This window comes from Leptolyngbya sp. FACHB-711, assembly GCF_014695615.1.
In the GTDB taxonomy this organism is placed as follows: domain Bacteria; phylum Cyanobacteriota; class Cyanobacteriia; order Elainellales; family Elainellaceae; genus Leptolyngbya_A.
In genome coordinates, this window is record NZ_JACJOR010000423.1 from 1 (window position 1) to 6,203 (window position 6,203).

General features: G+C 49.6%; 5 protein-coding genes. 2 read left to right on the forward strand and 3 right to left on the reverse strand.

What is annotated here, in order from left to right; translation table 11 throughout:
- Positions 1-227, reverse strand: a 227-nt coding sequence (locus H6F80_RS18790) for an energy-coupling factor ABC transporter permease (protein WP_190793054.1), incomplete at its 3' end; no start/stop codon positions are given.
- A gap of 767 nt (positions 228-994) precedes the next feature.
- On the reverse strand, positions 995-2,788 hold the full coding sequence (locus H6F80_RS18795) for a DUF3352 domain-containing protein (protein WP_190793055.1): 1,794 nt from the start codon (positions 2,786-2,788) through the stop codon (positions 995-997).
- A 208-nt stretch (positions 2,789-2,996) separates the two neighbouring features.
- On the opposite strand from H6F80_RS18795, the gene H6F80_RS18800 reads away from it, so the two are divergent.
- Together H6F80_RS18800 and H6F80_RS18805 are read left to right on the forward strand one after the other, a co-directional pair.
- The gene (locus tag H6F80_RS18800; protein WP_199296677.1) at positions 2,997-3,992 is read left to right on the forward strand and encodes an MBL fold metallo-hydrolase; all 996 of its coding nucleotides are present in this window, start codon (positions 2,997-2,999) and stop codon (positions 3,990-3,992) included.
- Between the two features lie 68 nt (positions 3,993-4,060).
- Positions 4,061-4,780 (forward strand): 2-phosphosulfolactate phosphatase, encoded by a 720-nt coding sequence (locus tag H6F80_RS18805; protein WP_347277900.1) that lies wholly within the window; start codon positions 4,061-4,063, stop codon positions 4,778-4,780.
- Positions 4,781-5,068: 288 nt separating this feature from the next.
- Here the strand turns inward: H6F80_RS18805 and H6F80_RS18810 are convergent, their stop codons facing one another.
- The gene (locus H6F80_RS18810) at positions 5,069-5,941 is read right to left on the reverse strand and encodes a thermonuclease family protein (RefSeq protein ID WP_190793056.1); all 873 of its coding nucleotides are present in this window, start codon (positions 5,939-5,941) and stop codon (positions 5,069-5,071) included.
- Positions 5,942-6,203: the final 262 nt, after the last annotated feature.

Consider the following 6,203-nt stretch of genomic DNA (forward strand, 5'->3'; position numbering starts at 1 on the left):
AAGTTAATCATTTGAGCCGCAAAGATAAACGCAGCGCAAACGCCCATCAGCGGCACGGTTCGCTCTTTGTATTCTGCCTGTACTTTATTTAGCGACAGCGCGATTAACGCGATCGAAACGACCCAGGTGATTAGGGTAACAGGCAAATTCAGAAAACCATCGGGAACGTGCAGGGCTAACTGCGGGTAATGAGAAAAGCCAATGAAAAAAGGTACAGCTTGAACCATAAATCTGCTGAGACAATTGAAAATATTACGGGTAAATTCGCAAATTTAGCAATTTAATTCAATCCCCTCCTGGGGGACTTTTAAGTAATCTTAAGGAGAACTAAAGGAAAGGAATGCGCCAGAAGTTTAGTTTTAAGTAGATACAGCAAGAAATATTTTGGAGTGAGATTGGTGAATTGCCTTTTATGTATCCGTTTATTGCGTAATTCTAAAAAACATCCATCTTTTAGAAGATTTTAGAAATCCATTCTGTTGCTCAGATTGAACGGCTGCTTGAATTGTTAAAAACCTTGTTGATTTGTTCTGAAAGACTGACATTTGCCAGTGACCGATCGTGCTGCTGCAAATGGTGTGATTCTCAATTCTTTGGGAAGGATGTCTATAGAAAGCTTCCATCCTGATGGATCACCATACAGAAGGAAATTCATAGCAGGAAGTTTATTGTCAAGCAATCAAGAATACAGATGCCATGATTCCTGCTACGTTCTCTAGATTACTTTGAGTTGGTTATGAAAATTTGCCCTGTTGAGCCCAATGCTAGTTCTATCACGATCGGTAAACATCATCGCAGTCCATCAAGCCCTGCTTACTCCTGTCGTTCCTACCGTGCCAGAGCGAGGATTCTGCAGCGGAACGTTGCAGCGCAGTTCCTCCTTGCAAGCAATCGATGTCTAAACGCCTGCTGGCACTCTGATCAAGAGCGAGGGGACGGTTCTCGCTGTCTGGTCGCCTGCTGGCAAGCCGACACGATGTGAATCGGGCAGGTTTTATTCCTGTTCCTGAAACCTGAGCAGCAGCGCACCTAGCGATCGATCCGAACCTGAACCCTCTGAATTTGAACCCTTCGCAGTAAACGCCACTGTCTGCAAGCTTTCGAACAGAGGCTTCACCGTTTGCTCTAGACGCTGCACGATCGGCTGATTGCCATAGCGAGCGCGAAGCTCAGTCCAATCCAGATAAATCTGCGAACGACCCTGACTCGGCGCACCCGCATCTTCAAGTTGGGCGATCATCTGCTGTAAGGAAGCAGGAGTCTCGGCAGTGCTGGCTTCGATGACCTGCCGCATCACTTCAACTGAAGTGGCAAAAACCTGATAATTGCCAAGCTGGGTGTGTAGTCCTTGAACCGTTGCTTCTAGGGAAAGGTTATTTCTCCCCCGGAGCGGCGTGAGCTTTGTCCAGGCAAACACCTCCTGTTCGCCAAGCTGAAATGTGCCACTGCTAAGTCCTTGCTGAGCGGCGATCGCATTGAGCTGCTCCAGTCCTGCTTTTATGTTGGGTGACTGCTCAGTGATAAACGCTGCATCGAACTGCTGAAGCAAAGCCGTTTTGTCAGCCGCATTCGCACCTTGATTTCCGCTGCGGGGAACCAGTGCTAAAGCAAATTCTCCCGGCATCCAGGGAAACAGATCGGCGGCAAACTCTACGCCCCATTGCTGCTGTAATCGATCGATCGCCTCCCGCACCGGAGTTGCCCAGGACGCACCCGACTTCTGGAACTGTTCCCAGGTCTGTCCAATATTGACCCCGCTTAACGCAAAAGCACTGGTTGCAGGCAGGTTTTTCAAAATCGCTTTTGCATCAGCCGAAGAAGGGGCGGGCAACGATTCTGCTGAGTTAGAGAAATCAAGCAAACTTTCGGCGAACCCTTGTTCCGCTGAACGGTGGGATGAACCGGGGGCGGACAGCAAGCTCAGCTTCGCTAAAATGCCCTGGGATGTGGGCTGCAATGCCGCAATCAAACGGATTTCGCTCGGCTCGGGACGCTGTGCCGTCAGCCAAGTGGCAAACTGGGGCACATTCACAAAAGCTACTCCGATTCGGCGATCGCTCAACTGGTCAATTGCCTGCTCATAGGTGCGATCGGCATTCAAACTCAGCTCTGTCGCCTGCACATTGTTCAACGCCTGCCGCAGCACCTTGGGATAATTAGCAAACAGCACAAATCGATCGCTGACGAGCGCAGTGGTTAAAGACGGCAGTTCCGGGGCTTTGTCTGAATCCGATCGGCGGCGCGGCTCTGGCTTTGCATAAGTCAACTCCACCCCCGCAAACGTCTCTTTTACCTGATTTTGGGCAGACGCTTGACTGCGCCAAAACCGTTGCAGTGAGACTTTTGCCTGAGTAGGGTCAGCGACTTCGACTGCCAGCAAATAGCCCGGCTGCTGCCCGTTCTCAAAATCGCGATCGACATCAGGATTCATCAAGGCCAGGGTCATTTCATCGGCTGCCCAGGGCGCAATGTCATCGCCATAGCTCAGCTTCGGTTCCCCCAGCAAGCGACGCTGCCAGCGATCAAACTGTGCCTGTACCTGTGCCCGTTGCCCGATGCGAGTATTGGTTAAGCGATATGCCTTGAGCCGATCGGGATTTACCTGAAGCGACAGCATCAGCGGAGCCTGCCGGGAAACAAACAGCGCGGCTTCCGGTCTGCTCGAAATGCGCGTATCGTCGAGCCGCAGCGGGCTCTGGCTCTTGAGCCACACTGCCCCAACCACGCTGGCAGAAATCAGAACAAACACGATCGCCAAGAGAACGGTGAGAAAAGGACGCAGCTTCATAGGGAATTTAACGGCAGGGGGCTAATCAAAAGACGCTAAAGACGCTTTCGCATCCTGGAACCGATGCCAAAACTTAGTTTACTCTCGCTGCAAGGCTTTTTTCCCGAATTGACCGCAATTCCTCCTTCCGGGTTCGACCTACTCCGTTGGAAAGAAGATATCTCACGGTTCCCTTCTTACGATCGGAGCAATCGAAGCGGTTCAGCCATTGACTCAACCGATACTCAACCGAAAACTGCTTCGCATCGCAGAGCGGCAAGCAATCGTCACGGCTCTATCTCACAGCTCTATTTCATCGTTCAATCGTCATAGTTCTGCGGCGTCAACGTTCGATCAGCAACCTGGAGGGTTCATGCGAATTCATCATCTCAATTGTGGCTGTATGTGTCCTTTGGGTGGGGCACTGTTTGATGGCTTCAGTCGGGGTCTGACGGCTCATCTGGTTTGCCACTGTCTTTTGATCGAAACAAATCAAGGATTAGTGCTGGTAGACACCGGGTTTGGACTGCGCGACGTGCAAGCTCCCCACTCCCGTCTCAGCCCATTTTTTATCTATTTTAATAACATCCAGTTTAAGCAGAAATATACGGCGATCGATCAAATTGAGCGGCTCGGCTTCTCAGCGCGAGATGTGCGCCATATTGTGCTGACTCATCTAGATTTTGATCATGCTGGCGGTCTGGAAGATTTTCCCGAAGCCACCGTGCATCTGATGCAAAGCGAAGCAGCCGCCGCTCGAACTCGGCACGGCTTTATTGGCAAGCGGCGATACCGTCCCGGACAGTGGGACGAAGTGAAAAACTGGAAATACTACGCAGCAGGCGGCGATCCCTGGTTTGAATTCGAGGCAGTCCGCGATCTGGAAGGCTTGCCCCCCGAAATTCTCTTAATTCCCCTGGCTGGACATACCCCTGGTCATGCCGGAGTTGCAATTCAAACCTCAGACGGCTGGCTGCTTCATGCAGGCGATGCTTATTTCTACCGTCACGAAATGGACGGCGCAAATCGCCAATGCACTCCCGGTCTCCGTGCCTACCAAACCATGATGGAAGTCGATCGCCAAGCTCGCCTCCATAATCAAGACCGTCTGCGACAGCTTTCACGCAATCACAAAAACGAGGTTCGTCTTTTTTGCAGCCATGATGCGATCGAATACCAATCCCTGGCAGAAAAGTCTCAAACGAATCGCTTGATCGAACGTTGACGCAATCAGTAAAACGTTGACAAGATTCTATCATTCTGTTTTTCGATTGTAGAAGCACATTTCTGATCGTGTTCAATCAATCTCAATTTGATGTGCGATGTGAATGGGGCGAACAGGGAATTTTCCATCTAGCCTCTATTAGCGATGTCATTGTCATCGTTGACGTGCTTTCGTTTTCAACTTGCGTTGAGATTGCAAATTCTCGAGGGGCAATTGTTTATCCCTATCAATACAAAGATGATTCGGTAACAGCATTCGCTGAGTCAATTAACGCGAAACTGGCAAACCAGCGTGGTGGCAATGGCTATTCCCTCTCTCCTGCTTCTTTGCTGTCGGTTCCCCAAGGTTTGCGCCTCGTACTTCCTTCGCCCAACGGTTCAGCGTTGAGTTTATCCACTGGAAAGACTCCAACCTTAGCCGGATGTCTGAGAAACGGTCGCGCCGTTGCCTTAGCCGCGATGGCTTACGGGCGAAAAATTGCGATCGTTCCAGCAGGCGAAAAATGGAGTGATGGCAGCCTCCGTCCCGCTTTTGAAGACTGGATCGGAGCAGGGGCAATCATTCGTTATCTAAGCGGCAATTTGTCCCCTGAAGCAGAAGCCGCTGCGATCGCCTTCCAGGGACTTCAGCACCGTCTAACGCAGCTCATGCCGCAGTGCAGCTCTGGCAAAGAACTGATTGAACGAGGCTTCCCGCAAGATGTTGAACTTGCCGCAGCATTCAATGCTAGCAATTGTGTTCCAACCCTGATTGATGGAGCCTATCTTCATCCTGATCGATCGCAGTAAACACGACTCATCAGTCTGCCCCCTCGCAAAACCCTGCTGCCAGCAGTCCAGCAGTGATCAACAGAGCTAGGAGAAGCGGTACAGGGCGTTGCTGAATTGGAGTATGATTCGCCCCCCTAGCCCCCCAAAATTGGGTGGAACTGATCCTCAAAGTCCCCCAGCATTGGGGAATTTAGGGGGCGATGCGGGGTCTTAAGTTGTGTCTTCATACTTCGATTCAGCAACGCCGCGGTACAGTCTCCTCTGCGATCGAGCCATAGAAAATTTACACGCTTACATTGAAGGCTCTTACTTCTCAATAAATACCAGATCCTCAGGTTTTTCAGTTAACCTCAAGGTTTGACCGTTGACTTCAATCAAATTATCAAACCCCGTAATCTTGCCTTCAGGCAGGACAAGAACGCGATCGTCGTTACTATTGAGGTAGTCGATAAATCCAGATAAATCAACACTGTCATCGTTAATTGCCAGGTAGCTAAGCAAGCGGCGAAATAGCTTCGGCAGAATAACAGCCTCCTCAATGATGGTTTTCAGACTTTCGAGTTCAAATCCGCGATTGGTCACATCTTTTGTCCACAAGCCCAACCCAGCAGAGCGGGCTGATTCAGTTGCAGCTGCCAGAGCCTTTCTCAGGTCAATGTAGAGCTTTGAATAGAACGTGGGATATAGCAAACCCTCGGCAACAAGCTGGTAATTTGCACTCTGCTTCAGGAGATCTTCAGTGACGAAAACAGAGGCTCCATCGCTTTCATCGAGATCTCCGGCAAAAGCAAAGGCGATCGCTCGTCCGTAGATATCAGCAAAGCGAGTCAGAATGTATCCATTCACTGTGTTGGGAGCGGCATCCTGCACAATTTCCTTCGGTCCTCGCCGAATCGTTTTGCTATCAAAGCCCAGCAGATCGAGCAGATGAGCAGCAGCTTTGTTACCGAATTCTTCGGGTTGACGCTGGGTTCCAAATGCACCGACTCGCGCTTGAAAATGGGTTTCCAGTGCGTCGATCGCATCAAGGCGCAGCTGTACCCCTCCTAGGCGATTGGCACGTACTCGGTTTTCTAGCTTTCGCCATAGAGCGGGATTCTTGGGAATAAATCGAACAGAGTCACCGTCAGGGGCAGTTCCTTTAATGGAAAAAGTTCCTTTGATGAGAATAAGGGGCATGGCAACCTCCTGGTAATTGTTGGAGTTGTTAGGAGAATCAGGTAAAGCTTATTGCATTCCAGAAGGAAACCTAAATATGACAGTATCACCTAATAAAAATTTAACTTCTGGTGAATTGATAATAGATTGACAAACTCAATTTAATCTAATGATAATTTGACGACTCACTGATAAAGAAACTATGTTTTTCCAATAATCCCTTCTACTATAAAGTTGAATTATAATTTATAGTTCTGGCTTGTTTGGTTAATCAGTTTTTGTT